This is a genomic window from Cohnella cellulosilytica (genome assembly GCF_042431195.1).
Classification (GTDB): Bacteria; Bacillota; Bacilli; order Paenibacillales; family Paenibacillaceae; genus Cohnella; species Cohnella cellulosilytica.
The window spans coordinates 296,405-323,038 of sequence record NZ_JBHMDN010000020.1; the positions used below are offsets into that span (position 1 = coordinate 296,405).

A 26,634-nucleotide genomic window follows, 5' to 3' on the forward strand; every position below is an offset into this window, starting at 1 on the left:
GAAAGCAGATGAGAATATTCCAACCCGCCCGGCGCGAGAATACGATCTCCCCGCTCGCGAACGCCGTCTTGAACGGAGGGTTCGTCCTCCTGTCCCTGGCCTGCGTTCTGCCCGTGCTGCTCGTCTTTCTCGTGTCCTTCACCCATAACGATTCGCTGCTGTCCAGAGGCTACAGCTTCGTGCCGGAGAAGTGGTCCCTGATCGCCTACGAGAGCTTGTTCAAGGATTACGCCACGATTGCCCGGGCCTATGCGGTCAGCATCGGAATTACGGCGGGAGGAACGTTGGCGAGCGTGCTTATGATGGCGCTGTACGCCTATCCGATTTCCCGGCAGGATTATCCGCTTCGCAAGGCGTTGACGTTTATCCTGTTTTTCACGATGCTCTTCAACGGGGGAATCGTCAGCAAATATATGGTGTTCACTCAGGGATTCGGCCTGCTGGATTCCTACATGGCCTTGATCCTGCCCCTGCTCATCGTGCCGTTTAACGTCATCATTATGCGGACGTTTTTCCAGACGACGATCCATCCCGCGCTGATCGAATCGGCGCGAATCGACGGAGCCGGAGAGCTGCTCATTTTCACCCGCATCGTTCTGCCGCTGTCGCTTCCGGTTCTGGCGACGATGGCCTTGTTCGGCACGATTCTGTATTGGAACGATTGGTTCAACGCGCTGTTGTTCATTCGCTCGGAGGATAAGTATCCCGTTCAATCGCTGATGATCCGCGTTCTGAACGACATCCAGTATTTGCGCGACAACGTGCAGCTTGCGGCGCAAAATCCGGAGCTGATGCGCAATCTGCCGAACGAATCGCTGCAGATGGCGATGGCCGTCGTCGGCATGGGACCGATTCTGGTCGTGTACCCGTTCTTCCAGAAATATTTCGTCAAAGGATTGACGATCGGCGCCGTGAAAGGATGACGCCCAAGCTTCGGTAGCAACGGCCGAAGGCCTCGTCCCTATCGGGGCCGGAAGACGTTCTATATAATGAAACCTATCAGGAGGGTTACGCACAATGAGACAAAGAAAGTCGCATGGGGTGCTGCTCGCAGTTATTCTGGTCATGATGCTCGTTCTGCAAGCCTGCGCAGGAGGGGGCAATGAGGCGGCTTCGCCGTCGGCAAGCGAGCCGGCCCCGAGCTCGCCCGCTTCCTCGGAGTCGTCTTCCGAGCCGAGCCCGGAGCCGTCCGGGCAGAAGCTGGAGCCTTACGAGGTATCGATCGTTTACTTCGGCACGCCGCAAGCGGACGACGCGCTGGTCGAGGAGAAGCTGAACGAATTTTTCAAGGAGAAGATCAACGCCACGGTGAAGCTGATGCCGATCGCCTCCAGCGATTACAAAAACCGCACCGAGCTGATGATGAACACCGGAGAGAAAATGGATCTCGTGTTCACCGCGTCCTGGCTGAACTTCTTCGGCAACGTCTCGAAGGGCGCGTTCCTGGAGCTGGACGATCTGCTGGAGCAGTACGGCCAGGGCATCAAGGAACGGCTGAACCCGCTCTATCTGGAAGCTCCGCGCATGAAGGGCAAGCTGTACGCGATTCCGACCAACAAGGAGATTACGCAAGGCAAAGCGTTCACGTTCCGCAAGGATATCGTGGATAAATATCAGATTCCGATCGAGACGATCAAGCAGACGACCGATCTGGAGCCCTGGCTGGACAAGATCAAGAAGGAGGAGCCCGACTTTATTCCGTATTATGTCGACGGGGGCTCCGGCAACTTCGGCGGCGGCTTCATGATGTACGAGACGCGCGGCAATTACCGGCCGATCGGGCCGACGCTGGCCAAGCAGCCGATGTTCCTGCTGGACTACACGTCCACAAGCGACATGAAGGTGAAGTCGGTGCTCGATCCCGAGATCGTGGCGATCAACGTCGAAGAGGTGGAGATGTTCCGCGATTTCTACGAAAAGGGATATATCAATTCCGACGCGGGCACGAGCACGACGCTTGTCGGCGATCTGCAGAAGCAGGGGAAAATCTGGGTGCAGTCGGCGACCTGGAAGCCCGGAGCCGACATCGAGTTCAAGATCAACGCCAACAACGAGTACGATTACGTGTCCCAAGTCGTCGAGGAGCCGATCGTGACGACGGATTTGGCGGCGGGCTCGATGTTCTCCATCTCGAGAACGTCCAAGGACCCGGATCGCGCGATGATGGTGCTCAACTATTTGCACACCGATCCTTACGTGGTGAACCTGATCGTCAACGGCATCGAAGGCAAGCACTACAACAAGGTCGGAGACAACCGGATCGAGCCGATCGCCGATTCCGGCTACGGCGGCAGCGCGCTGTTCTGGGTTATCGGCAACCAGTTGATCAACTATCTGAAGCCCGGACAACCGGACGATCTGTACGAAAGCTGGGAGAGATTCAACAACGAAGCGAAACGGTTCCCGCTCATGGGCTTCGTCTTCGACGATTCGAACGTGAAGAACGAGCTGACGCAGATGACGGCGGTCGTGACGGAGTACAAGTCGATCTACACCGGAGCGGTCAAAAACCCGACCAAGCTGCTCGAGGAGAGAAACGGCAAATTGAAAGCCGCCGGCATCGAGAAGGTTCAGGCCGAGCTGCAGAGCCAGATCGACGCCTGGTGGGCGGAGAACAGGAAATAGGACGGCGCGGGCCGGCTGCCGCGAACTTCTCGCGCCGGCTGACCGGGCAAACGGCAATGAATTAAAGGAGGGGCATGTCTCCCAGAAGGGTGCATGCCCTTTTACTATCCATCACAGCTTATCCGCATACGGGGGGAACGTACGGCATGAAACCGGAAAACCTGATTTACACCTTCGTCAGCTACGCATCGCATTACGATACGCCCTGGGGCCAAGGGACGGCGATCGACGGCATCGATCGGACGGCCGCGATCGCCCACAAGCACGGCGTGCCGATCACCTGGATCGTGAACGGCGGCTCGGTGCCCGTGCTCGCCGGGAGGATTCGCGAATGGCACGAGCGGTACGGGGACGACGTCATTCTGCAAAGCCCGTTTTTCATCGAGGATTGCGGGGCCTCCAAGGAGAAGTTCAAGCAGGCGCTGGAACGCGATTGGCGTATCGTCGAGGAGGCGTTTCCGTGGGCGAGGACGAAGATCGCCGCTCGCGGCAAAATCTACAACGAGGTTATCGAGGCGTTGGAGGAACTGGATTTTCAAGGGATGTGGGGCTACTGCTGGGAGCAGGTGTGGTGGGACGGCATTACGCACAAGGGCATCCCGTGGGGCTCATGGTACGCGGACGGCAGCCGCTTCAAAGCGCCGCACCCCGGCAAGGGAAAGATTGTCGCCTGCGAATGGACGGCGCGCGATCTCAACCTGACGTACCATTCGGGAAGCCCTGTCGTCTACTCGACCGATCCGAACGACGTGCTGCGCGCCGGATTGTGTACGGCGGACAACATCGATTATTGGAAAAACCTGTTCGACGACTATTTGTACAATACGGACCATAACGAGCAGGTGTATTTTCTGCAGCAGCAGGAGGCGCACGAAATGGAGTTCACCGAGCGCTTCTCCGTGTTTCCGGCCGCCGACGTCGAGGCGTGCGCGGGCATGCTTGACTTGTTTTTCGCCTATGTGACGACCTATCCCGTGACGCTGACGACGCTGCCGCGGGCCGTTGAACTTTATCACGAACGCAACGCGGTGACCGCGCCCGTCTACATGCTGACGCACGACACGAAAATTCGTCCCGGGACAAACGAATATACGCTGACGCTTGGCGGCACGGGAGCGGGGCCTTGGCCGACAACATTTCTCTATTACGACCGCGAATGCCAGCTCGCTTTCGTCGAAGGGGAATGCAGGCCGCACCGGCTGCTGAGCTATGTCGGCAAGGCGGATATGACCGACGATTTCCGCGAGGAGCGGCTTCCTCCCGTGTTCGTCAGCGCCTTCGAGCGATCGGGGGAACGCATTCGCATCGTCTTTGATGTCGGCCAATGGAGGCCGCTCCCCTACGGTCTCGCGTATTGGGACGACCTGGCCGGCTATGCGGTCGAGAGCTGCGCGCAGGACGTGGAGGTGAAGCTGATCAAGGATCGGTTGGCTTTTATCCGCTTTAACCTGACCGGAGAAGCCAGACGAATCGAGCTTACTCTAATCAAGAAAGCGCAGTAAATGGAGCGGCAGCGCCCGAAGGTCTCACGCGGCGATTCGGATGACGGAGAACCCGACGGGCGGTGCAAGGAGAGCGTTGATCAAGGTGTCGTTACGTTGACGTGAAGCAGCGTGCTTCCCGGGTAAAAATCGCCGCGAATGCGGATATGCTCGTAAGGCATGCTCGGGTTCGCCAGCCGCCATAAGAGGCGGTCGGCGGCCCGGTAGCCGCTTTCCTTGATCGGCAGCAGCGGCCTTGCCAGCGTCGGCAGCCGGTCGGTCTGCTCGTTCACGATGCCGACGAAGGAGATGTCCTGAGGAATCCGCGCCCCGGCGTCCCGCAAAGCATAGTAGGCCGGCTCCGCAAGCTCGTCGATGCCGCATAGAACGGCGCTGGGGCGGAAGCTTGCGATCCGCTCAATCAAACCCCGCGCCCAGGCGCCGGCATCTCCGTCCATCGGCTTCGTCCAATGTCTCTCCGGATCGACGGCAATTCCCCCTTCGCCCATCGCCTCCTGAAAAGCCGACCAACGCAGGCGAAATCCTCTCTGGGACACAATATCCCCCACGTACAGAATGTCGCGATGTCCGGCGCGCAGCAGGCGCCGAACGGATTGATGGACCGCCTCGTGCACGTCCCAGATGACCGAATCGACCGCGGACTCGGGCGGAGGAAAGTTCAGCAGAATGCGCGGCATCGGCAGCGCCAGCAGCCGTTCTTCCAGCTCCGCGCCGGCCATCCGCGGAGCGATAAAGACGCCTTCGGCGTAAGGCAGCCCGACTTTGTCCGTCCAGCGGTCGAAGGCTTCGGGCTTCAGTTCCGGAGGAAGCAGACGAGGCTCGACGATATGCCCGAACTCGGTGAAACGTTCGTGCAGGCCGGCCAGCAGCAGGCGGTTAAAGTTGACGGATTGCTCGTTATGCAGAAGCAAGAAACGCCGCCGTACGATCGGATAAGGAGAAATTCTCTCGTAGGTCAGCGCGTTGCGCTGATCCTTGGTCCAATAGCCGAGCTCTCTCGCAAGCCGGAAAACCTCGCTTCGGGTTTCCTCCGACATGCCCGGCTTGCCCGATAACGCCTTGGATACCGTCTGCACGGACAGGCCGAGCTTGTTCGAGAGATCGGTTAACGTCACCTTTTTGCGCCGCATTTGCGATTTCCGCCTTTCTTGCGAGCTGTTCATCTCTATTTTAAACAAAAGTTAAACTAACTTTAAGGCTTTTTCTCCTTCATAATCAAGATGAAAATTCATAGTTCGCACCCAAAGGAGAGAGGTCGGCTTGAAAACGATAGAGGCGGACGTGGTCGTATGCGGAGGGGGCCCGGCGGGCGTAAACGCGGCGATCGCGGCAGGCAGAAGCGGGGCAAAGACGGTTCTGGTCGAAAGATACGGATTTATCGGAGGGATGTCGACGGCGGCGCTCGTCTATCCCTGGATGACCTTCCATACGCTGCAGGGGAAGCAGGTCATCAAGGGCATCGCGCAGGAGATCGTCGACCGGCTGGCGGCGATGAACGGTTCGCCGGGCCATCTGCGGGACACGGTGGGGTTTACGAACACGATTACGCCGTATCATCCGGAGCTGTACAAGGTGCTCGCCGTCGATATGCTCAAGGAAGCGGGCGTTAAGCTGCTGCTGCACAGCCTGATGCACGAGGCGCGCACGGAAGGCGGCCGGATCGAATCCGTCCGGCTTGCGACCAAGTCGGGGAAAATCGACGTCAAAGGCAAGGTGTTCGTGGATGCGACGGGGGACGCGGACCTGGCCTTTCTCGCCGGCGCTTCATGCCTGCAGGGCCGGGAGGGGGACGGTCTGACCCAGCCGATGACGATGAAGTTCCGGATGCGGGGCGTCGATCAGGCTCGCGTGAAGCGCTATATGATCGAGCATCCCGACGAGTTTTACGCGAAGACGCCGTTCGACGAGCTGGACCGGCTTCCGCTATCGGGCGTGCTGGGCTTCTTCAAGCACTGGAAGCGGGCGAACCTGCCGATCAACCGCGACCAGGTGCTGTTCTTTACCGGACCGGCGGACGACGAGGTGCTCGTCAATACGACCCGCGTGCAGGGGCTGAACGGCCTGGACGCGGAGGAGTTGACGGAGGCCGAGGAGCTGGGGCGGAAGCAGGTGCTGATGGTGGCGAGCTTCATGACGGCCAACCTGCCGGGCTTCGAGAAGGCGTCGATCTCGAACGTGGGCGCGCAGATCGGCATCCGGGAGACGCGGAGAATCGACGGCCGGTACGCGCTGCAGGCGGAGGACGTCGTGCAGGGCCGCAGGTTCCCGGACGCGATCGCCCGCAGCGGTTATCCGATCGACATTCACGACCCGTCCGGCAAAGGGGTGACGGCCGCCTGGGTGCAGGGAGACGGCGCTTACGATATCCCCTATCGCTGCTTGCTGCCCAAAGACATCGACAATCTGCTGGCCGGAGGCCGCTGCATCTCGACCTCTCACGAAGCGCTGGCGACGACGCGCCTGACGCCGAGCTGCATGGCGACGGGGCAGGCGGCCGGGACGGCGGCGGGCCTGGCCGCGCGATCGGGCAGGACGCCCGGGGAACTGGACGTCGACTTGCTTCGGCGGGAGCTGGCCGCGGGCGGGGCCGTCGTGGAATAGCCGGCAGATTTCGCGGAAAACTCGGAGGGGACGCGATTTCTTCCGGGTTTTTGTTGTACAGTAGAAGAACCAGAAGCAAGAAGGAGCGTCGGCATGCTCGATATCCGCTCGCGGTTTGTCTCGATTCGCACGAAATTTCTCGTGCTGTTCGCTCTGCTGATCACGCTTCCGTTCATGCTCAGCGGCTTCCTGACGTACTGGAAGTATTCCTCCAACGTGGAGCGGGACGCCCAGGCTTATTCGGAACAGATCGCGGAGCAGGTGGCGATCAACCTGCGGCAATACGTGAAGGAGATGGATCGGATTACGCTGGCTCTCTATTACGATTCGGAGGTCATGCGGATTCTCGATCGCCGCAAAGCTTCGGAGCAAGGACGGAATTATTTGACCGTAGGCGAGCTGACCGCCATGAACCAGCTCATCTCCAGCGTCATCATCGAACGGACGGAGCTGGAGGGCGTGTTTATTTTCGCGCTCGACGGAAGCTTGTTCAGCAATCTGCAGGAAACGATTCGCACAAGCTGGGAGCCCGAATCGAACGACTGGATGGCGCTCGCCAAACGGAAGAACGGCGGCCTGGCCATTATCCCTCCCCTGGAAGGCCGTTATTATTTAGGTCCGCCCAGAGTCGTTCTCTCGCTCGCCCGGCTCATTAAAGATCCGTTCACGACCGAGGATTTGGGCTATATGAAGATCGACTTGACCAGCGCGGGGTTCGAGAAAATCATTTCCTCCGTCCGGGTGACGCCCAACAGCAAGCTGTACGTCTTTAACGAGGAGCTTCAACAGCTGTACCCTTTTACCGGGCAGGCTCCGAACGGCTACGGCGCGCTCGCGGACGAGAGGTCCGATCAGTGGATCGTCTCCGAGCGGGAGGTCGATTACGGCAATCTGCGCATCGTAAGCGTCGTTCCCCGCGAGGACGTGCTCGCGGACGCACGGCAGCTGACCAGCTTCACGCTGTGGATTTCCGCGGCGGCGCTTCTGCTGGCTTATCTCGCGGCGGTGCTGACCTCGAACGCTTTCGTCAAGCCGATCAACCACCTGCTGAAGAGAATGCGCCGGGTGCAGACGGGAGATTTTCAGGGAAGGGCGGAGGTTTATTCCCGGGACGAGGTGGGCCTGCTGACCGAAGGCTTCAACCACATGGTGTCCCGGCTCGACCTCATGATCAAGGATATGTACGAGCTGCGCCTGCGGGAGAAGGATTCCGAGCTTAGCGCCCTGCAGAGCCAGATCAATCCCCATTTTCTGTATAACACGCTGGAGTCGATCTCCATGTTCGCCCACAAGGAGAAGAACGAGGAGCTGTCCCGCGTAATTACGAGCCTGGGCAGGCTCCTCCGCTATACGGTCAACAACAAGGAGCGATTCGTTACGCTGGCGGAGGAATTGGCTTTCGTCGACCATTATTTGAGCATTCAAAGCTTCCGGCTGGAAGAACGGCTGTCTACGGAAATGCTGTCCGACTTCTCCCATGAGCCCGCGATCGTGCCGAAGCTGATTTTGCAGCCCCTCGTGGAGAACGCGATCGAGCACGGGCTGGGGGCGGCTCCGCTGAAGCTTACGCTGCTGACGAAGATTATCGATCAGGATCTGTTTGTTTTCGTTATGGATAACGGCAAAGGGATCTCTCCCGAACGCAAGCGGGAGATTGAAGGCAGCATCGGACGCACGCCGGCGCAATCTCCGGAAATCGGGGCGGACAAGGCGACGAAGGGCTTTGCGCTGCGCAACATTCATCAGCGCCTGCTGCTCCTGTACGGGGAGCCTTACGGGCTGACAATCGAAGATACGCGCGGCCGGGGAACTTCCGTGTACGTGCGTATTCCGTTCAGATGGGAGGAGGCGGAATGAAAATATTGCTGGTAGAGGACGAAGTCAAGATCCGGCAGGGCCTTCGCAGCCTGGTGGAATCGATTCTTCCCGGACAGGCCGAGCTCGCGGAGGCCGCCAACGGCCGGGAAGCCTGGGAGCGGCTGAAGACGCAGGACGGCGTGGATTTGGTCATTACCGATATTCGGATGAACGAGATGGACGGAATTGAACTGCTGAAGCGCGCTCAGCAGGCTTACCCGGACATCGTCTTCGTCATCGTCAGCGGCTACGACGAATTCGTCTACGCGCGCGAGGCGCTGCGGCACGGCGTCGCGGATTATTTGCTCAAGCCGATCGACCGGGTCGAGATGGCTCGCGTATTGACGCGGATCAGGGACAAGCTGGCGGCCAGGAAGGGAGAGCGGGCAGAAGGCGATCCGAATCCGGGCGGCGAGGACAACGAAAGGCTGATCATCCGCAAGGTGAAGGAATTGGTCAACGACAGTCTGGATCGGGACATTTCGCTGCAATTTTTGGCCGAACGCGTCTACCTTCATCCGAAATATTTGTCCGATATGTTCAAGCGGGAGACCGGGCAGAACCTGTCCGATTACGTGACGGAGCGCCGGATGAACCGGGCGAGGAAGCTGCTCAAGGAGACGGCGCTGAAAATTCCGGACATCGCCGAGCTGTGCGGCTTCGCCAATCATAAATATTTTCGTGCGCTGTTCAAGCAGCAGACCGGAGCGACGCCGACCGAATACAGGGAGGATTGAAACATCTTACGATTTCGGGTCTTTTATGGATTTTGTGTCGTTACGGAGCGCGTTTGCCGTCTCTTATAATTTTGTTGTAAGCGCTTAAAAACATGCAGGGGAGACGGGGAAATGAAAAAGGGAACGATCTTGGGTTTATGTATTCTGCTGCTCGGCGTCGTGCTGTCGGCGTGCGGCTCGGGCGGCAACGAGCCTTCAAGCGGCAGCGGAGCGAAGGCTTCGTCCTCCGGGACGGCGTCCGGGAAAGAGGTCAAGCTGACTTTCGCCATCTGGGGGAACGACACGCACAAGATGATGTACGAAGAGATGATCGCGCAGTACAAAACGGTCAAGCCGAACGTCAGCGTGGAGATCATGACGATTCCGGCCGGCGAGTTCCAGCAGAAAATCTCGGTGATGATGGCTTCCAAGACGGCTCCGGACATCATGTGGATGCTGGAGCGGGCGATTCCGCAATTTCTCGATAACGATCAGATCGTCGATCTGTCGGCGATCAAATCCGACGCGGAATACGATTTCGCCGACTTCATTCCGTCCACGCTCGAGCTCGTGACGCGCGGCGACAAGCTGTACGGGGTGCCGTTCTCCACGCCGCCCAATATGATCTACTACAACAAAAACCTGTTTAAGGAAAATGGGTTGAAAACGCCGACCGAGCTGTACGAGGAAGGCAACTGGACGTACGAGGAGATGGAGAAGGCCGCGAAGGCGATCTCCCGGCCGGATCAGGGCGTCTATGGCATCAATCTGATTTTGCCCTCCCAGTCGTGGACCGGAAGCTGGATGGAATCGATCATCTCGCTCGTGTGGGCGTTCGGAGCGGATTATTTCAGCCCGGACAACAAGGCGTTTGTCCTCAACACTCCGGAAGGAGAGCGGGCGCTCCAGTTTTTCAGCGACGCGATGTTCCAATCGCAGATTCATCCGAAGCCGGGAGACCAGACGGGCTTCGAGTCGGGCAAGATCGGCATGCAGCAAAATCTGCTCAGCTATATCGGCAAAGCCAAGGAGATTCAGGATTTCGAATGGGACATCGCGCCGATGCCGGAAGGCCCCGGCGGGCAAGGAACGACTCTGGGCTACGCCGCTTACATGGTAACGAAGGACAGCCCGCACGAGCAGGAAGCGATCGATTTTCTGAAGTTTCTGACGAACAAGGACAACATGGCCGTTACGTCGCAGTTTTTCGTGCCCGGACGCAAATCCGTTCTCGGTTCGGACGATTTCCTCAAGCAGGGCCCGTCGCCGGAAAGCGTCAAGATGGCGATTCTGGAGCAGATGGACAAGGCGAGGGTAAGGCCGGGCTTCAACAACTTCCAGCTGATCGACGATAAAATGAAGCAAAACTTCGATTCGATCTACACGCAAGCCGGATCGATTCCGGACATTATCAAGAAGATGGAAGCCGACGTCAACCCGTTGTTGCAGCAGTAGGGAGGAAGGACGATTCCGCAAGCCGGCGCGCCCGGAAGCATCGAGGGCGTGTATGCATACTCCGAGGACAGCAGATTTTGTATACACGCCCTAGGATGACGGTTCCGGCTGGACCGCTTGCGGGACGTCCGCCCCGGAAGGAGCGGAGACCGACTTGAGCACCACTTACAGCAGACTGCGCCGCAAGAAGGCGATCTACGGCTACTTGTTCATCGCCCCGATGATGCTCGGATTTTTCTTTTTCATGGCCGGTCCGATCATAGCTGCGATGGGCTTCAGCTTAACCGACTATTCGCTGCTGAAGCCCAGTTCCTTCGTCGGCTTGGACAACTACGCCCATATTTTGGCGAAGGACGATATTTTTTGGACGACCGTCCGGAATACGCTCGTATTCTCGGCCGGGCTGATTCCGCTCAACCTGATATTGGCGCTGTCCCTGGCGCTGCTGCTGTCGGGCAAGCTGAGGGGAATGGGCTTGTTCCGCACGGCGATCTTCACCCCGGTCGTAACCTCGATTGTCATTTGGGCAATCGTGTGGAAATATATTTTCGCCACCGATGCAGGCCTCGTCAATCAAATGCTCGGCATGTTCGGCATCAAAGGGCCGGCCTGGATGTACGATACGAATCTGGTTATGCCGGTCGTGATCGTGACGAGCGTATTGAAGAAGGTCGGCATGAACATGGTTATTTTTCTGGCCGCGCTTCAAGACGTGCCGAAGATGTACTACGAAGCGGCCACGATCGACGGAGCTTCGAGATGGAGGCGGTTCACCCATATTACGCTGCCGATGATCTCGCCCGCTCTGTTCCTGACGCTGATTATTACGTTAATCGGATCGCTTAAGGTGTTCTCGCAGATCGTCGTCATGACCGACGGCGGGCCGGGCACGAGCACGAGCGTTCTGGTCTATTACATTTATAAGCTGGCGTTCAAAAACTACGAATTGGGATACGCTTCGGCGGTTGCCTTTATTTTGTTCGCGCTCGTGCTTCTGCTGACCGTCGTGCAATGGACATTGCGGAAAAGGTGGGTGCATCATGAGGAGTAGGCCGCTGCGTTTTTTCATGGACGGGGCGAGGTACGCGCTGCTGACGGCCGTCTCCCTGGTCGTGCTGATTCCGTTTCTCTGGATGCTTACGACTTCGCTGAAGGACCAGACGAAGATTTTCCAGTTTCCTCCGCAGTGGTGGCCGAATCCGATCGTCTGGTCGAATTACGCGGACGTGTTCAAGGCGCAGCCGCAGTTTCTGCTGCAATACTGGAACAGCCTGTACATCGCCCTGCTCGTCACGGCCGGCACCTGCCTGGTAGGGGCGCTGGCGGGCTTCGCGTTCGCCAAGATCCGCTTTCCTCTCCGGAATCTGTGGTTTCTGGTGCTGCTGAGCGGAATGATGATCCCGAACGAAGTGACGATCATTCCGAATTTTATCTGGTTTTCCAAGCTGGGCTTGATCGATATTCATTTCCCGCTGATCGTCCCGCCTATGCTGGGCGCGGGCGGCATATTCGGCGTGTTCCTGCTGCGGCAGTTTTACATTACGATTCCGAAGGATATCGACGAAGCCGCCGAGATCGACGGCTGCACGCCGTGGCAGACGTTCTGGAAGATCATGATTCCGATGACGGCGCCCGCCTTCGCCACGCTGGCCATCTTCACTTTCCTGAACAGCTGGGAGGACTTCCTGGACCCTCTCATCTACATCAATTCTTCGCATCTGTTTACGCTGCCGATCGCGATGAGGCTGTTTACGGATACGGCCGGTACGGCCTGGCATCTGCTGATGGCCGCTTCGGTGATGGCGACGGTGCCGCTGCTGCTCGTGTTTTTCTTGGCCCAGCAGAAATTCGTGGAGGGCGTGGCCACCACCGGTCTGAAGTGAAGAGCCGCCCGCCGGCCGAAAGGCGGTCCGCGTGCAACCTTTTGGGTTTAACTTCCGTTTGTTAGGGCGTGTATGCCTACTCCGAGGACAGCAGATATTGCCGAATTTTCATTCCATGCAAGGAACTTTTGTGAAGGCGTGCCGGGGGTACGTCAAAGGGTCGAAGCAGGGGGCGAAAAAGGCGGTGAAAGATGCTCCTGAGCGGGTTTGCATACCGCCCTAGGGAAATAGCGTACGAACAGCGGAGGTATCGCAATGAAGAAGTTGACCATGCTGCTCTTGGCGGCGCTGTTAAGCGGATGCGGGGCGGCGGGGGACACAGACCGGGCGTCGCAGGCGTCGCCGTCGGACCCTCCCTCGCCGATGCCGTCCATCTTTTCTCTTCCTTCCTCGAAGGAGGGGCAGAACCTTCAAAATCGGGTTGTAGAGGTATGGCCGGAGATTCGCGAGCGTCACTCCGTCGAGCTGCGCTTCGCGTTGACCGAGAACGATGTCGTCCACCTGAATGTTCGCAGCTTTGGAGATTTCGAGAGGGAACTGACGCAGGAGGACCGGGAAGCGATTCGGGAAAGTCTGTACGAGCTGATCGGCGAGGAGTTTAAGGTGGAGATCGCGGTAGAAGGCTGCTGCGACGGACCTCCCGCAGTAACGGGTATCGTCAAGCAGTTCGACGCGGACACCGGCCGCGTCTTGATCGTGAACGAGGACAAGATGATCGGCGATTCGGAGATGCCCGACGCCTACTGGATCGGCCTGGCCTCGGACGGGAAGGTGTTCGCGGAAGACGAGGAGCCCGTCGACGTTCTGGACGCCTCGCTGGTCGGCAAGCAAGCGCAGGTCTGGACGACGGGCATGGTGAATCAATCCTATCCGGCCCAGACGAGCGCGATCAAGATCGTCGTCGAATAAGGAAGGCGGGGCTGTTCCCTAAGCCAACCAAGTTGCTTTGAAAGGCAATCGATGAACAAGGGGTAAGGGGTATGTACCTCCTTCCGCCGCTATACGCTCCTGAAACCTGAGTAGGTAAACCCGAGATAGGGTGGTTTCAGGAGCGTAGGAGGCAGGTCTCCAGGAGGCACATACCCCTTCTTTGTCTATCGATCATCTCAAAGCAGCTCCGCTTAGGGGACTGCCCCGTTTTTTTATACGTACGACGCGGCGATGCGCTTCGTCCGTTCCAGGCCTTCCCACATATCTCCGGGACCGTCGTAGATCAGCACGAGCGCTCCGTCGAAGCCCTTTTCTCGGACGGCTTCGAGACAGCGGACGAGCTCGGCTTCGTCCGGTATGCCGTTCTCGTCGTAAGCGGGCTTGACGTGCACGGACTGGCTGCGCGGCGCGGTCATTGCGATTTCGTCGTACTTGGCTGCGCCTTTGTAATTGCCGAAATCCGTAATCATGCCGACGGCGTCGCCTGCCAGGTTCAGCAGCTTTGCGCTGCTCTCGCCGGTGGAGGTCAGCGCCTTGAAGTTTTCCGTCACGACGCGCACTCCCCGTTCGGATGCATACTCGGCGAGCTCGCGCAGCGTCTGCGCCGATCTGCGGATTGCCTCCTCATCGGTCGGCTGAGCTTCTCCCGCGACAATCCGAATCCGCTTCGCGCCGCATTGCGAGGCGACGTCGATCCATTCGCGGAACAACCGGCCGTCGGCGGCTTGCCGGGCTTCGTCCGTCGTCGACGGATCGCCGTAGTCGAGCAGCAGCGTGTCGAAGGAAACGGCCGCGTCGGCGAAGGCCCGGCGCAGGCTCTCCAGATAAGCGGTTTCCGTCGAAGGAAAATGAAAGTGGCATACCTCGACGGCGGCATATCCTCTGCGAGCGGCTTCGCGAGGCAAATCCACAAGCGAGTGAACTTGCGGCTGAGGCTCTTCGTTCGTGCGATGCTCTCCGGCCTCGGCGTCCCATGACGTCCAGCGAAGAGGGCCGAGCAGGCGGTGCAAGCTCCAGGTACTGACGGACAGATAGGACATTGGGGCATTCCTCCGTAACGATTTTGGCTTGGTTGCTGCTTTAATCGTAGTCCTTTTTGTCGGAACATTCCAATAGGGATTGTGGTAATGTTGTCTCGTATTTTGGCATTGGGGAAGAGATTCGTTTTACAATAGGAAGACAACGATACGTAAAAGGTGAGGATAGGAATTGGCGGATTGCCTTTATGCGATAGCTTCTACCGAAGAGGAACGGGACTTATGCTTGCTGGAGCTGCGCTCTCTGTTGGGGACGGACTGCCGGTTCAACCTGGCGCGAAGCCGCGAGGAGGTCGGGCCGGGCCGCAGTCCCTTCATCAAGAGCCGGATTCGCGTCCTGTTCGAGAGTGCCGGGGTGGAGGAACTGGCCGAGCTGGCCGGGGAGCGAGTGGAGCTGAACGGAGCGACGTTCAAGGTGACGGTCGTCGACAACGACGACCCGGAGGAACAAGGACGTTTCGATTATGCCCGCAAGCGCGAGCTGGAACGGGCGGTCGGCTTTCGCCTGCGGGGGCGGGCGGATATGCGGAATCCGGATCGCGAATTCGGCTTCGCGAAATTCGGCGGCAGATGGCTGTTCGGCGAGCTGCAGCGCGGCAGTGCGGACTGGATGAAGCATCGCGAGCAGCCCCGGCAATATTCGACGGCGCTAAGCAACCGCTTGGCCCGTTCGATCGTTAATATCGCGGTGCCGCGCACGGAGGGTGTGCGGGCGATCGATCCGTGCTGCGGCATCGGCACGGCGCTCCTGGAGGCGATGTCGCTGGGAATCGACATTGTCGGAAGAGACATTAATCCGCTGGCCGCCATGGGCGCGCGGGAGAATCTGGCTTACTTCGGCTACGGCGATTCTTCGACTGTGACGCTGGGCGATCTGCGGGAGATCGGAGGGCGATACGACGTCGCGATTATCGATATGCCTTACAACCTGTGCTCGGTGCTGTCCGGCTCCGAGAAGGCGGAGATGATGCGCAGCGCCAGACGCTTTGCCGCCAGAGCCGTTATCGTGTCGGTCGAAGAGATGGACCCGTTCGTCCGCGAGGCGGGATTCGAGATAACGGATCGCTGCGCGGTCCATAAAGGCAAACGGTTCGCAAGGCAGGTGCTTGTCTGCAAATAACCGCGAACAGCTTATTGAAATTATGGCCGCTTTCGTCCACAATGGATGAAGAATGTTAGACCAGTCTATTTTAGCCTCAAGGAGAGAAACCGAATATGAAATATATAAGCACGAGAGGGAAAGTCGCGCCGATTGGCTTTATCGATATGTTCCTGATGGGACTCGGCGAAGACGGGGGATTGATCGTTCCCGAGAAGATTCCGACCGTCTCCGCAGAGCGGCTGCAGGCATGGTCGGGCTTGTCCTTTCAAGAGGTGATGTTTAACGTCTTCTCTTTATATACAAACGGAGAAATCCCAGAAGCGGATCTGCGCAAGCTGATCGGGGACAGCTATGCCGGCTTTACAAGCCCGGACGTGCTGCCCCTGACGAAGATCGACGACGGGCTGAGCGTGATGGAGCTGTTCCACGGGCCGACGTTTGCGTTTAAGGACGTTGCCTTGCAATTTATGGGCAATCTGTACGCCTACGTGGCGAAGGAGCGCGGCGAGGTGATCAACATTCTCGGCGCGACCTCGGGCGATACGGGGGCTTCGGCGATCAGCAGCGTTCGCGGCAAGGAAGGTATCCAAATCTGTATTTTGCATCCGGACGGCAAAGTCAGCCGAGTCCAGGAGCTGCAGATGACGACGGTGCAGGACGACAACGTGCTGAACCTGTCGGTGAACGGCAACTTCGACGACTGTCAGCGGATTATCAAGGATTTGTTCGCCGACGTGTCGTTTAAGACCAAGTATCATCTGCGGGCGATCAACTCGATTAACTTCGTACGTATTTTGGCGCAGGCGGTATACTATTTCTACGCTTATTTGAAGCTGCCGGAGGCGGCTCGGGCGGGCGGGATCAACTTCAGCGTGCCTACGGGCAACTTCGGCAACATTTTCTCCGGTTATCTGGCCAAGAAAATGGGCGTGCCGATCAAGCAACTGGTGCTGGCCACGAACGAAAACAACATTCTGGAGCGGTTCGTCCGCGAAGGCGTGTACAAGCCGGAAGGGTTCCGCAGCACGCACAGCCCGTCGATGGACATTCAGATCGCGAGCAATTTCGAGCGCTATCTGTACTACTTCCTCGGCGAGGACGCGGCGGAAGTGACGGCGCGGATGGACCGGTTCAAGGCGGAAGGCCAGCTGACGTTCACCGCGGAAGAGGTCGCGCGCATTCAGGGCGATCTGTCGGCTTACAGCGTCGGGAACGAGGAATGTCTGGAGACGATTCGCGACTATAAAGGAAAGTACGGCTACCTGCTGGACCCCCATTCGGCTTGCGGAGTGGCGGCCTACGAGCGCGCGGGAAGCAAGGCCGACGGGACGTTCGTCTCGCTGGCGACGGCTCATCCGGCGAAGTTCGACGAGGCGATTCGGCTGATCGGCATCGAGCAGAAGTATCCGGAGCGCATCTCCGAGCTGTTCGACAAGCCGCAGCGTCAGACGGCCGTCGACAATTCTCGGGAAGCGGTGGCGGCGCTGCTGGTGGATTTTTACCGGGTGGACAGCTAGATAGGTGAACCGAAAACGCGGCGAAGATTTCAGCCCTGATGCAATGGAGACAGGGAGCGGCTTGCCGCGAGCGGTGGTTGTGGTTCACAACATAATTGAAACGGGGGAAAACGAAATTGCTTATCGGTGCGGTAGAAGCGGGCGGCACGAAGTTTGTGTGCGGAATCGGCAATGAAAACGGAGAGGTGCTCGATCGGATCAGCTTTCCGACGGAGCAGCCGGAGAAGACGCTGGCGCAGGTAGAGGCGTATTTTCGGGACAAGCAGGTGGAGGCGATCGGCATCGGATCGTTCGGACCGATCAATATCGATCGGCAGAGCCCGCAGTACGGCTATGTTACGACGACTCCGAAGCCGGGCTGGTCGAACTATCCGGTGCTGCCGGAATTGCGGAAAGTATTGGACGTTCCGTTCGGCTGGGACACGGACGTGAACGCGGCGGCGCTTGGCGAGGCGACTTGGGGCGCGGCCAAAGGCTTGGATAGCTGTCTGTATTACACGATCGGTACGGGCGTCGGCGTCGGCGTTTATGCCGAAGGCCGATTGGTGCACGGCCTCGTGCATCCGGAGGGCGGCCATGTGCTGACGCGCCGTCATCCCGACGACACGTACGAAGGCAAATGCCCCTACCACGGCGATTGTCTGGAGGGCATGGCTGCGGGACCGGCTATCGAAGCCCGGTGGAAGGTGAAGGGCCACGAGCTTCCGGTCGACCATCCGGCTTGGGAGATGGAGGCGTTCTACATCTCGCAAGCGCTCGTGAGCGCGATCGTCCTTCTGTCGCCGAAGAAAATCATCCTGGGCGGCGGCGTCATGCATCAGCTGCAGCTGTTCCCGCTTATCCGGGACCAGGTTCGGAGCGGATTAAACGGCTATGTCGCATCGCCGGCCTTGGAGCCGGGCGAGGGCGGCATCGACAGCTATATCGTATCCCCGGGCCTTGGCGACAACGCCGGCCTCTGCGGCTCGATCGCGCTCGGCCTCCGCGCATACGAAGAATCTCGGAAATCGTAAATTTGCTTAGGACCTCCCGGCAGATCAAGTCGGGGCGGCCAGGGTCAACCAGGGAACAACTGGTTGGCCTTTTTTGCTGCGCCCGGTGGTCAAAGCGATCTTCTCCCTCCTTTCGCGCGAAAAGCCCCTTGTCGAGCCGAGATGTTCTACAGAATCGGTTATCCCCGAACGAAAAACCCCTTTTGGCATCGAGATGTTCTACGGAATCGATTATCTTCGAGCGAAAAGCTCCATTTGGCATCGAGATGTTCTACGGAATCGATTATCTTCGAGCGAAAAGCTCCATTTGGCGCCGAGATGTTCTACAGAATCGGTTATCCCCGAACGAAAAACCCCTGTTGGCGTCGAGGTGTTCTACAGAATCGGTTATCTCCGAGCGAAAAACCCCTTTTGGCGCCGAGATGTTCTACAGAATCGGTTATCTCGAAGCAAAAAGCTCCATTTCGGGCCGAGATGCTCTACAGAATCGGTTATCCCCGAGCGAAAAGCCCCATTTGGCGCCGGGATGCTCTACATAATCGGTTATCGTCACTTTCTTCTCCGAGAAATTCCGCCTGACTCCCCGAGCTGCTCGGAAGAACTAACCAATTTACTTTCCTGCCAAAAACCGCTGCCTGATCATGATACGAAGCAAAACTGTCCACTCCCCTCAATCCCCATACAGGTGCCTGGCAATCTCGAGTATCGAGTTTTTCAAACAGCTCCGGCGAACGGACGAAAGTGGAAGTATCATCCTAATTATTTCATCGCAATGGCTAAGTACTTATTTATATGTAATGTTAATGTTAGTTTTAGTTGCGTGTATAAATATGGGGAATAGACGTAATTAGAAGGTATTGTAAGAAAAATCAAGATAAAACAAAATGTTATCGCTTTAATGGCCTTCTGATGAGTTTGTAATTAAACGTGACATTAATATATGATTCGATTAGTCATGAGGCATATAACATAACATTGGAGGTAATTTTCATGTCGTCATCCATCGTTTTTCGCAAAATTTCGGTTTCTCTTCTGGCGCTGCTGCTTCTCGTAACCGGGATGAACGCGGCTTTCGCTGCTGATTCTTCCGCGGCTCCGGCATCGTCGGGGGTTAAAATTCCGGCTGTCCCTTTTGCTTTCAAATCTTCGCCACTTCCTAATGTTATCGTTATTGCTACGGGCGGCACGCTGGCCGGAAAGGCGGAGGACCAAACGAGCTTCCAGAACTACAGAGCCGGAACGTATTTGATGGAAGATCTGGTAAAGCAGCTTCCGGACAAAAACAAAATCGCAGACGTTTCGGTCTACCAGTTCGGCAACAAAGGCTCGGGCGGCTACACGATCGCCGATCTGTACGATCTGTCGCAGGTTGTCGACCAGGCGCTGACGATGTACGACGGAGTGGTCGTAACGACGGGAACCGATACGATGGAGGAAATCGGCTATTTCCTTGATCTGACGGTACAGAGCGAGAAGCCTGTCGTCATTACGGGAGCCATGCGGCCTTGGGACGTAATCGGAACGGACGCTCCGGCCAACCTGTATAACGCGATCAAACTGGCGGGCAGCGGGAAGACGACCTGGTTCGGAACGGTCCTGATGCTCAACGATATGATTCATGCCGTTCGCGATGTAACGAAGACGAATGCGCATCGCTTGGACACCTTCGAAACTCCGATCATGGGCGCTCTCGGTTATATCGACGAAAAGGAAATCCGCATCTACCGCGCTCCGGCTCGGGCGCTGAAGGCGGGCAAAGAAGATTGGAAAACGCCGTTCGATCTGAAGAAAATCGCGAAGAAGGATTTGCCGATCGTAGGTATCGCCTACAACGGACAGGAAACGAGCGGCGGCGCGATCCGCGGTCTTGTAGCCGACGGAGCCAAAGGGATCGTTACCGCCGGTACCGGCGCGGGCGGCATTTCGTCCTTGATGAGCGAAGCGCGTAAGGAAGCGATCGGGAAAGGCGTTATCTTCGTCACGACAACCCGCACGGGCTCGGGCACGATGTATGGCGGCAGCGAAGGCATTATCGCCGGCGACAGCCTCAATGCTCAGCACGCCCGCATTCTGCTCATTCTTGCGCTGGCCTTCTCCGACGATTTCAATACGATAAAAGGATGGTTCGAGTCGGTCGGCACGCAAGACATCGACGGCTCCAAGCTGGCTTCTTAATCTGCACGATTGCGGGAGCGGACGTCGATTGCCCGGACATAGGCACTGCATTCAAAGTTCCGGTTGCTATTTGAAAGATACGGTTATAAAACGCAAGCGTCGGGGGGATCCTCGCGCTTGCGTTTTTTTTGCGTATTCAAAGGCGTCGCGCTTTTAATTGGTGGAATTTGGTATGATTGACGAAGTCGAATGATGATACAAGGAGGATGTCGCATGATTAGAAAGATAGGATCGGCATCGTTCGTAGTTGTGGGCATGTTGGCAATTTTATATTTAATGACAAAAAATTATTTAGTAACAAGCAATAACAAATTGCTTATAATGAGCGTTTTGGCTTTTTTATTCGGCGTCCTTATGGAATGGGATAAAATGATGAAGGTTTTAAAAGGGGGGATTGGAGTCAATTGGACGATTGTCCCGTGTGTAGGATTGGTTATTATTACATTTGTTCCAAGGACAAAATGGATGGAGTGGTACGGGGTCGATCAACCCTTTTTCATAAAAATGCTTGGGATACCTGAGACGCAGATGATTTTAACCGTTCTTGCCGGGCAATTCATTATCCGATCGCTGACTGCTGGTAGAAAAAAATAAGAAACCATGTCGGGGGCGAGCTCTGCGTTACGTTTTTCCGTACATTAATCCGTTTCACAGCCATCAGGCTGTCCTTGGTTGTAAAACTTACGGGCAGCTTCTTTGCGTTATTGAAGATAGCGTCGGAGTAAATGTGCTGCCAGCCGGAAAACCTATTGACAATTGGAGAGATGTAGAACATCATAATATATGATCAAGTATTCATATGTTATGAATTGAGGGATGCTTTATGTCCAAAACGGATTTCCATCATGAAAGCGAACATTTGCATAAAAACTGTCACGACCAGACTTGCGAACACGACCCTAATCACGACGATGACCACCACCAACACGCCGACAACGACGCCCATCGACACGATCACGACGATGAACGCCAACTCGTACACAATGACGACTATCGACACGATCACGACCCTAATCACGACGACGTCCAACACGCCCATGGCCATCACCACGATCATAACCACGACCATGGGCACGGTCATCACCATCATCACGGTATCGGCGGTCATCATCACCATTTTGACGGCAATCGCGACGGGAACAAAAAAGGCTTGATGATTGCGCTGTTCATTACGGCCGGCATCATGGTGCTGGAATTCGTCGGCGGACTCGTTACGAACAGCCTTGCGCTGCTCTCGGATTCCGGTCATATGCTGAGCGACGCCAGCGCGTTGGCGCTCAGCCTGGTCGCATTCTGGTTCGCGGCCCGACCGGCGTCTCCGAACAAGACGTACGGCTTCTATCGCTTCGAAATTTTGGCTGCGCTGTTTAACGGGGTCACCTTGTTCGTCATCGCAGGGTTCATTATGTGGGAGGCCTATCGGCGCTTCTTCGCGCCGCCGGAGGTGTCGAGCCTGTCGATGCTGCTGATCGCCTCCGTCGGGCTCGTTGCCAACCTGCTCAGCGCGCTGGCGCTCATGCGCAAAGGCGACGTCAAAAACAACCTCAACCTGAGAAGCGCCTACCTGCATGTGCTGGGAGACGCGCTGGGCTCCGTCGGCGCCATCGTCGCCGGGATCGTGATGCTTCTCTTCGGTTGGTACGTCGCCGACCCGATCATCAGCGTGCTCGTCTCGCTGCTTATCCTGCGCAGCGCCTGGAGCGTCATCAAGCACACCGTCCATATTCTGATGGAAGGAACTCCGGCGACGATCGATCAGAGCGCGGTCAAGTCGGCGTTAACCGGCATCCGCGACGTGCTCGACGTCCACGATCTGCATATTTGGACGATTACTTCGGGGCTGGATTCGTTGAGCTGCCATCTGCTCGTTCGGGACGAAGCGGATCAGCAGAGCGTTTTGCAGCAGGCCATTCGGACGATCGAGGAGAAGTTCAAAATCCAGCATGCCACGATCCAGATCGAGACGTCGGAAATTCGGCATACGGAGCTGAAGGTTTAGCGGAGGAAGACCGGATTCGGAGAAGTCCAAACCATCTATTACCCGAATAGAGCGGAGATGCAACAAAAATTAACGTTTTCTAACCGTTTTTTAAGAAAAGCTTAAAATGCCTTTAACAGCGGCAATTGTTCTCTCTTTGGAAAAATATCGGCGAAAACGGATATGTTATAGTTAATCCCGACAACGATGGTTGGCATCAACCAGAGAAGCCCGGGAGGATTTACGGCAATATGAGGAAAAGCAAACTTGCGATAAAATTGTGGTTGGCATGCGGCTTGGCGGTTACGGGACTGTTCGGGACGATGATCGGAACTTCGGCTCAGGCCAGCGCGGCCACGGAACAATCGTTAAACTTGATCGAATTCGGCAAAGACTACATCGGAACGCCTTATAAATTCGGCTCGTCGGCGGGAAAGACTTCCTCCTTTGATTGCTCCTCGTACGTGCAGTACGTATTCGATCAAGCGGGGGTGTCGCTGCCGCGGACTTCGTCGGCTCAAGCCTCCGTAGGCGATAAAGTCGATAAAGCGAATTTGAGCGTCGGAGATCTGTTGTTCTTCAAAACGGGGGGCGGCGGAATCAGCCATGTCGCCATCTACGCCGGAGACGGCAAAATGCTCCACGCCAGCACCAGCCAGGGAGTGACTCTCTCCAGCATGAACACGAGCTACTGGACGAAAGCCTATGTAACGGCGCGTCGCGTGCTTTAACGCATCAGCCATCCCGCGGAGAACGCCGGGGTGGTTTTTTTCTACGCTACAGCGTACTATGTCAACTATTTTTTTCCGACTTTAGAGCAACCCAAACACACCCAACCAGATATTTTTACAAAATATGGTTACCTACTGACGAAAAGCGGTGGACGAAAGCGGTATGTCTCGAACCTGAAGAAAATAGCCTCGTTTCAATCCTGTATGCAATCTGGCTGAGTGCAGATTGTAGAGTCTAACGTACAATTCGCATTGACAGGACGAGGTGGATAACGCTTTAGTACGAGGTCTGAGCCTCCAGAATTTGATCCGATCTTCCCTCGGCCCCAGACATACCGATTTCATCATTTTTCATTGCACTTAGGCAGCTTTAGTTGTGACCATGCAATTAAAGTTAAGTTTCTTGTTGACTTCCTGTATGAGCCGGCAAGATGCCTTGGAGGAATGGAACGGCTGCTTATCACGCAGCATGGCAAAAGCGATCTTAAGCATCTTGTTGCCCATTGCTACAAATGAAGCGCGCTCATGCTTTCCTCGGCTCTTGAGACGCTCGTAGAACGGCTTCAGGTCCTCATTGTGCAAGCAGAGACTCCGGCCAGCAAGATAAGTAACGTAGCGCAAGTGGGTATTGCCTTGCTTTGAGATTTTGCGATAAGACCCTGCGCCGCCGCCTGACTGCTTGACGATCGGATTCGTGCCGGCCTTTTTGATGAGCTGCCCGGCATGCTGATAATCCAAGCTATTACCGATCTCCGCGTAGAGTTCCGCTGCCAAGGATACGCCGAGGCCAGGAACGGTAAGGAATAAGCGCCCGTCGGTCTGAAGCAACAGGTTTTCTATCTCCTGCTCCAGCGTAATAATTTTGGTATCGAAGGCGCGGAGGTCCTGTAGCTTCATGCGCAGCACCATGAGCTCGGGACGGAGCGTCTGCGCGTCTGAAGCAAGGGATTCCTTTGCAACATGAAGCAACTTGCGGATTGCGGTCGTGCGCAGCTTCAAGTTGTGCTGAATGGAGAGCTTCCGTAGCCCATTCTCACCAAGCTGTAGAACGAGAGCGGGATGTGGGTAATGCTCCATGAAGAAGAGAGAGGCTTTCCCCCACAAGTCGCTAAACACTTTAATTTTCTTGGCCCTTTCGTTCTGATGTTCGGCGTATCCCTGATACTCGCGCCAGACGATATCCAAGATGGTTCGGATCTCCATACGAAGGGAGGAGCGCTTACGAATTTCCGAGCGCTTTGCACGAGTTAGGACGCGCAGTTGTCGTTGCAGGCCTTCCGTCAAGCGAGACTCTGTTGCCTTGTTGTTCCGAATGGCGTGGGCGATGGCGACAAGATCGAGATCATCGGTCTTGCACCAACTAAGAGCGCTGGCACGCTCTTCAGACGTCGTGTAGGCGTTGAGAATTTGAACGTGATACCCATGCACGGCCATCTGTCTGACGATGTCCTCGTAGTAGTGTCCGGTTGCTTCAATGCCAAGAAACAAGCGAACGGCCCCAGTATCTCGAATTGCCTTTTCGATTGTGTCATAGAGGAATTTCATTCCTGATTGACTCACCGAAAAAAAGAAGGGTTTTTCAATCACGTCGCCGAAATAATTGCATATGAGCGCTTTTTGGTGGAGCTTGGCTGCATCGATCGAAACGATGAGGACCTGCTCCAGGTTAACACCTCGCAGTTGTTGACTGAACTTTGTTCCCTTTAAGCCTTGAATATGTTGGGATTTCCCCATGCGACTTCAACCTCCTGTGGTGGGTGGTTAGATTGAAGCTCTTCGTCAGGTGCTTCTTTCTTCGATAGTCGCTGGGGATTTTCCTTTTCTAAGATGATTATATTACACGCCAGAATTTATAAGTTTCACCCTTATCCTTGTCCGTATCGTCTCCGACAAAAACGCGTTCGCCGTCCTAAGGACGCCGCAGGCGTTTTTGCTTGGTGATTCAGAAAGTATAAAATTCGCATACATATCTGAATCACCTCCGACATAAACGTTATCCCGCCGATCCCAAGGACGGCGTAAGCCGTTTATGCTTGTTTGGTTCGATATTCATTAGACGGGGGGGCGTATGCAAAAGGTTGCATGCGCTGCCGAGCTTCCAGAATTTACGTGAATTTTAAGATCGGATTCTCGAAACGCGTCGAAATTTCTATTATAATAGACAAGGTTGAAACCTTTTTGTCGGAGCATCGTAAATGTAGGTAGTTACGGGATGAGAGATTGCTAGAATCCGATTCCGCTACGGCGCTAGCCGAAAAGAGTTTGAAGGGAGATCCTGCTGGACATGACGATTTCGCTTGTAAAAGGACAGAAAGTGGATCTTACGAAGGGAAATACCGGACTGAGCAAACTTACGGTAGGTCTCGGGTGGGATCCGGTCGAGAAGAAGGGGTTCTTCGGTTCCAAGAAAGTGGACATCGATTGCGACGCTTCCGCGCTGCTGCTCGACGAGAATGGCAAGCTTCGGGACAAGCACCTCGTATGCTTCTACAATTTGAAGAGCCTGGACGGGTCGGTCGTTCATTCCGGAGACAATCTGACGGGAGAGGGCGACGGCGACGACGAGCAGATTGCCGTTGATCTGGCGCGCGTTCCCGCTCACGTGCACAAAATTTTGTTCGTAGTGAATATTTACGATGCCGTCAAGCGCAAGCAGGATTTCGGCATGGTCTCCGCAGCCTACATCCGCGTGTTGAATCAGACGAACGAGCAGGAGCTTATCCGGTTTAACCTGACCGACAATTACGGTGGCAAGACGGCGCTGATCGTCGGTGAAATCTACCGGCACGACGGGGAATGGAAGTTTAACGCGATCGGCGAAGGCTCGCTCGCCCCGCATGTCGATCTGCTGGCCAAAGAATATCAATAAAACATTCAAATTCAAGAAAAGAGGGAAACGCACATGTCTATCAGCTTATCCAAAGGTCAAAAAATCGACTTGACGAAAACGAACCCGGGTCTTACGAAAGTTCTCATCGGCCTCGGCTGGGATACGAACAAATACGACGGCGGCAAGGACTTCGACCTCGACGCTTCCGCGTTCCTGCTCAACGGCGCGGGCAAAGCCTCTTCCGAGAAAGATTTCATCTTCTATAACAATCTGAAGAGCACGAACGGAGCGATCGAGCATACGGGCGACAACCTGACGGGCGAAGGCGACGGAGACGACGAGCAAATCAAAGTCAATCTGGCGACCGTTCCCGCGGAAGTGGAAAAAGTATCGTTCTGCATCACGATCCACGAAGCGAACGAAAGAGGCCAGAACTTCGGACAAGTGACGAACGCGTTCGTCCGCATCGTGAACGAAGATACGGGCGCGGAGCTGATTCGTTACGACCTGGGCGAAGACTTCTCGGTCGAGACGGCGGTTGTCGTAGGCGAGCTCTACCGTCATGGCGGGGAATGGAAATTCAACGCGGTCGGCAGCGGCTACAAGGACGGATTGGCCGGCCTGGTGAAAGACTTCGGACTGATGTAAGACCGTAGTACCCCGGTTTGCGGGACCGCTGTTCAATCGGATTGCGGTCCCTTTC

23 protein-coding genes are annotated in these 26,634 nt (G+C 56.3%); 19 read left to right on the top strand and 4 right to left on the bottom strand.

Translation table 11 applies throughout. The features are described from left to right. Positions 1-8 precede the first annotated feature (8 nt). The 3 genes from ACFFT4_RS16355 (at position 9) to ACFFT4_RS16365 (ending at position 4,127) form a co-directional block, all read left to right on the top strand. On the top strand, positions 9-923 hold the full coding sequence (locus tag ACFFT4_RS16355; protein ID WP_378049383.1) for a carbohydrate ABC transporter permease: 915 nt from the start codon (positions 9-11) through the stop codon (positions 921-923). 94 nt (positions 924-1,017) lie between these two features. Beyond that, positions 1,018-2,625, top strand: coding sequence for an ABC transporter substrate-binding protein (locus tag ACFFT4_RS16360; protein ID WP_378049385.1), 1,608 nt, complete (start codon positions 1,018-1,020; stop codon positions 2,623-2,625). Positions 2,626-2,771: 146 nt separating this feature from the next. Beyond that, complete coding sequence (locus ACFFT4_RS16365) at positions 2,772-4,127, top strand: hypothetical protein (RefSeq protein WP_378049387.1); 1,356 nt, start codon at positions 2,772-2,774, stop codon at positions 4,125-4,127. An 80-nt stretch (positions 4,128-4,207) separates the two neighbouring features. Here the strand turns inward: ACFFT4_RS16365 and ACFFT4_RS16370 are convergent, their stop codons facing one another. Continuing rightward, positions 4,208-5,257: a LacI family DNA-binding transcriptional regulator gene (locus ACFFT4_RS16370; protein WP_378049388.1), complete on the bottom strand. Its 1,050-nt coding sequence runs from the start codon at positions 5,255-5,257 to the stop codon at positions 4,208-4,210. 130 nt (positions 5,258-5,387) lie between these two features. Between ACFFT4_RS16370 and ACFFT4_RS16375 the strand changes: the two genes are divergently transcribed. From ACFFT4_RS16375 to ACFFT4_RS16405, 7 genes are all read left to right on the top strand, one after another. Continuing rightward, entirely contained in the window at positions 5,388-6,728 is a 1,341-nt protein-coding gene (locus tag ACFFT4_RS16375; protein ID WP_378049390.1) for an FAD-dependent oxidoreductase, read from the top strand. Between the two features lie 93 nt (positions 6,729-6,821). Continuing rightward, a complete protein-coding gene (locus ACFFT4_RS16380; protein ID WP_378049391.1) occupies positions 6,822-8,585 on the top strand; it encodes a sensor histidine kinase in 1,764 nt (587 codons plus the stop codon). After that, positions 8,582-9,322, top strand: a complete 741-nt coding sequence (locus tag ACFFT4_RS16385) for a response regulator transcription factor (protein ID WP_378049393.1) — start codon at positions 8,582-8,584, stop codon at positions 9,320-9,322. Before ACFFT4_RS16380 ends, ACFFT4_RS16385 begins: the two co-directional genes overlap by 4 nt. A 111-nt stretch (positions 9,323-9,433) precedes the next feature. Continuing rightward, complete coding sequence (locus ACFFT4_RS16390; RefSeq protein ID WP_378049395.1) at positions 9,434-10,756, top strand: ABC transporter substrate-binding protein; 1,323 nt, start codon at positions 9,434-9,436, stop codon at positions 10,754-10,756. A 154-nt stretch (positions 10,757-10,910) separates the two neighbouring features. Next, the gene (locus tag ACFFT4_RS16395; RefSeq protein ID WP_378049397.1) at positions 10,911-11,807 is read left to right on the top strand and encodes a carbohydrate ABC transporter permease; all 897 of its coding nucleotides are present in this window, start codon (positions 10,911-10,913) and stop codon (positions 11,805-11,807) included. Further along, a complete protein-coding gene (locus tag ACFFT4_RS16400; protein WP_378049399.1) occupies positions 11,797-12,639 on the top strand; it encodes a carbohydrate ABC transporter permease in 843 nt (280 codons plus the stop codon). Before ACFFT4_RS16395 ends, ACFFT4_RS16400 begins: the two co-directional genes overlap by 11 nt. Positions 12,640-12,894: 255 nt before the next feature. Then, entirely contained in the window at positions 12,895-13,548 is a 654-nt protein-coding gene (locus ACFFT4_RS16405; protein WP_378049400.1) for a hypothetical protein, read from the top strand. A gap of 233 nt (positions 13,549-13,781) precedes the next feature. On the opposite strand, the gene ACFFT4_RS16410 is transcribed toward ACFFT4_RS16405, so the two are convergent. Next, complete coding sequence (locus ACFFT4_RS16410) at positions 13,782-14,609, bottom strand: sugar phosphate isomerase/epimerase family protein (protein ID WP_378049402.1); 828 nt, start codon at positions 14,607-14,609, stop codon at positions 13,782-13,784. A gap of 223 nt (positions 14,610-14,832) precedes the next feature. Here ACFFT4_RS16410 and ACFFT4_RS16415 point away from each other — a divergent pair, with 223 nt between their 5' ends. The 5 genes from ACFFT4_RS16415 (at position 14,833) to ACFFT4_RS16435 (ending at position 20,986) form a co-directional block, all read left to right on the top strand. Next, positions 14,833-15,726 (top strand): TRM11 family SAM-dependent methyltransferase, encoded by an 894-nt coding sequence (locus tag ACFFT4_RS16415; RefSeq protein ID WP_378049404.1) that lies wholly within the window; start codon positions 14,833-14,835, stop codon positions 15,724-15,726. A 95-nt stretch (positions 15,727-15,821) separates the two neighbouring features. Further along, positions 15,822-17,225, top strand: coding sequence for a threonine synthase (thrC, locus tag ACFFT4_RS16420; protein ID WP_378049406.1), 1,404 nt, complete (start codon positions 15,822-15,824; stop codon positions 17,223-17,225). 116 nt (positions 17,226-17,341) lie between these two features. Further along, complete coding sequence (locus ACFFT4_RS16425) at positions 17,342-18,238, top strand: ROK family protein (RefSeq protein ID WP_378049407.1); 897 nt, start codon at positions 17,342-17,344, stop codon at positions 18,236-18,238. Positions 18,239-19,207: 969 nt separating this feature from the next. Continuing rightward, complete coding sequence (locus ACFFT4_RS16430; RefSeq protein ID WP_378049409.1) at positions 19,208-20,392, top strand: asparaginase; 1,185 nt, start codon at positions 19,208-19,210, stop codon at positions 20,390-20,392. A 213-nt stretch (positions 20,393-20,605) separates the two neighbouring features. Next, complete coding sequence (locus ACFFT4_RS16435) at positions 20,606-20,986, top strand: hypothetical protein (protein ID WP_378049411.1); 381 nt, start codon at positions 20,606-20,608, stop codon at positions 20,984-20,986. A 208-nt stretch (positions 20,987-21,194) separates the two neighbouring features. On the opposite strand, the gene ACFFT4_RS16440 is transcribed toward ACFFT4_RS16435, so the two are convergent. Continuing rightward, positions 21,195-21,509, bottom strand: a complete 315-nt coding sequence (locus ACFFT4_RS16440; RefSeq protein WP_378049488.1) for a hypothetical protein — start codon at positions 21,507-21,509, stop codon at positions 21,195-21,197. Here ACFFT4_RS16440 and ACFFT4_RS16445 point away from each other — a divergent pair. Beyond that, a complete protein-coding gene (locus ACFFT4_RS16445) occupies positions 21,489-22,391 on the top strand; it encodes a cation diffusion facilitator family transporter (protein WP_378049486.1) in 903 nt (300 codons plus the stop codon). The genes ACFFT4_RS16440 and ACFFT4_RS16445 overlap by 21 nt on opposite strands. A 230-nt stretch (positions 22,392-22,621) precedes the next feature. After that, entirely contained in the window at positions 22,622-23,101 is a 480-nt protein-coding gene (locus ACFFT4_RS16450) for a C40 family peptidase (RefSeq protein WP_378049412.1), read from the top strand. A gap of 360 nt (positions 23,102-23,461) precedes the next feature. On the opposite strand, the gene ACFFT4_RS16455 is transcribed toward ACFFT4_RS16450, so the two are convergent. After that, complete coding sequence (locus ACFFT4_RS16455) at positions 23,462-24,835, bottom strand: IS110 family RNA-guided transposase (RefSeq protein ID WP_378049414.1); 1,374 nt, start codon at positions 24,833-24,835, stop codon at positions 23,462-23,464. 550 nt (positions 24,836-25,385) lie between these two features. On the opposite strand from ACFFT4_RS16455, the gene ACFFT4_RS16460 reads away from it, so the two are divergent. Both ACFFT4_RS16460 and ACFFT4_RS16465 read left to right on the top strand, forming a co-directional pair. Further along, complete coding sequence (locus tag ACFFT4_RS16460) at positions 25,386-25,970, top strand: TerD family protein (protein WP_378049416.1); 585 nt, start codon at positions 25,386-25,388, stop codon at positions 25,968-25,970. Between the two features lie 33 nt (positions 25,971-26,003). Next, the gene (locus ACFFT4_RS16465; protein ID WP_378049418.1) at positions 26,004-26,579 is read left to right on the top strand and encodes a TerD family protein; all 576 of its coding nucleotides are present in this window, start codon (positions 26,004-26,006) and stop codon (positions 26,577-26,579) included. Positions 26,580-26,634 lie beyond the last annotated feature (55 nt).